Here is a 1,641-nt window from a genome sequence, read left to right as displayed (position 1 = left end):
CTGGCCCGGCGTGAGGCCCGCGCGCTGGCCGCGCTTGACGGCATGGAGGCCACGCCGCGGTTGCTGGGCTGGAACGGCCACTGGCTGGATCGCAGCTATATGGAGGGCGCGGCGATGTACCAGCGCCCACCGCACGGTGATCTGTCCTACTTCCGTGCGGCGCGGCGGCTGCTGCAACGGGTGCACCGCCATGGCATCGCCCACAACGATCTGGCCAAGGAGGCCAACTGGCTCGTGCGCGAGGACGGCTCGCCGGCGCTGATCGATTTCCAGCTGGCGGTGCGCGGCAACCCGCGCTCGCGCTGGATGCGGCTGCTGGCGCGCGAAGACCTGCGCCACCTGCTCAAGCACAAGCGGATGTACTGCCGACACGCGCTGACCCCGGTGGAACGGCGCCTGCTCAAGCGCCGCTCGTGGATCCGCGAGCTGTGGTTTGTCACCGGCAAGCCGGTCTACCGTTTCGTCACCCGCCGCATCCTGCACTGGGAAGACAACGAAGGGCAGGGCCCCAAGCCCTGAGTTTGCGGCGGCATCAGTGCGTGGGCGTATGGAATGGCCGGTGCGGGGCATAATCGCGGTTCCCGTCAGCGTGTTTCCGGAGTCGGCATGTCATCGTTGCAAGGCAAAACCCTGTTCATCACCGGCGCCTCGCGCGGCATCGGCCTGGCCATCGCGCTGCGCGCCGCGCGCGATGGCGCCAATGTGGCCATCGCGGCCAAGTCGGCGGTGCCCAATCCCAAGCTGCCGGGCACGATCCACAGTGCCGCCGAGGCGGTCAACGCCGCCGGCGGCCAGGGGCTGGCGCTGAAGTGCGACATCCGCGAGGAAGACCAGGTACGGGCGGCGGTCGCGGCCACGGTGGACACCTTTGGCGGGATCGACATCCTGGTCAACAACGCCTCGGCGATCTGGTTGCGCGGCACCCTGGACACGCCGATGAAGCGCTTCGACCTGATGCAGCAGGTCAACGCGCGGGGCAGCTTCCTGTGCGCGCAGGCCTGCCTGCCGCACCTGCTGGCCGCGCCCAATCCGCACATCCTGACGCTGGCGCCGCCGCCAAGCCTGGACCCGAAGTGGTGGGCCCCGCATACCGGCTACACCCTGGCCAAGATGGGCATGAGCTTTGTCACCCTGGGACTGGCGGCGGAGTTCGGTCCGCAGGGCGTGGCGGTCAATGCGCTGTGGCCGCGCACGGTGATCGCCACCGATGCGATCAACATGATTCCCGGCGTGGATGTGGCCGGCTGCCGCACGCCGCAGATCATGGCCGACGCCGCGCACGCGGTGCTGACCCGGCCGGCGGCCGGCTTCAGCGGCCAGTTCCTGATCGATGACGAGGTGCTGGCGCAGGCCGGCATCAGTGACCTTTCCGGCTATGCGGTGGACCCGTCGCGGCCGCTGCTGCCGGACCTGTTCCTGGACTGAGTCACCCGGCAGGCCGCCCGCGCCGGTTTACGGCCTCGGTCGGCGAGGTGGGATGTGCTTTCCCGCCCCGGAACCTCACCGGGCAACCTGCCGGCGTTGTCGATCGGACCGTGGCGCTGTGATCTCACGTCACTGGTTGAATGGCTCCGGCAAGACGCTGCCGCAACGGCGGCAGTGACGGGCGTCGGCTTCGTGCCCCTCCAGCCCGCAGTGCGG

General features: G+C 69.6%; 2 protein-coding genes. Both read left to right on the top strand.

Features of this window, described 5'->3' with window-relative positions:
• Nucleotides 1-519 (top strand): protein kinase family protein (locus JCM9942_RS15410; protein WP_054660730.1); only part of this gene is annotated, 519 nt, incomplete at its 5' end.
• A gap of 87 nt (nt 520-606) precedes the next feature.
• The gene (locus JCM9942_RS15405) at nt 607-1,425 is read left to right on the top strand and encodes an SDR family oxidoreductase (RefSeq protein WP_054660728.1); all 819 of its coding nucleotides are present in this window, start codon (nt 607-609) and stop codon (nt 1,423-1,425) included.
• Nucleotides 1,426-1,641 lie beyond the last annotated feature (216 nt).

The sequence above is a fragment of the Stenotrophomonas pictorum JCM 9942 genome, assembly GCF_001310775.1.
GTDB classification, from domain to species: Bacteria; Pseudomonadota; Gammaproteobacteria; order Xanthomonadales; family Xanthomonadaceae; genus Stenotrophomonas; species Stenotrophomonas pictorum.
This window is presented reverse-complemented; position numbering and strand designations above follow the sequence as displayed.

Coding starts and splice junctions, on each gene's coding strand:
- JCM9942_RS15405 (WP_054660728.1), top strand. CDS start 607: ATGTCATCGTTGCAAGGCAAAACCCTGTTCATCACCGGCGCCTCGCGC.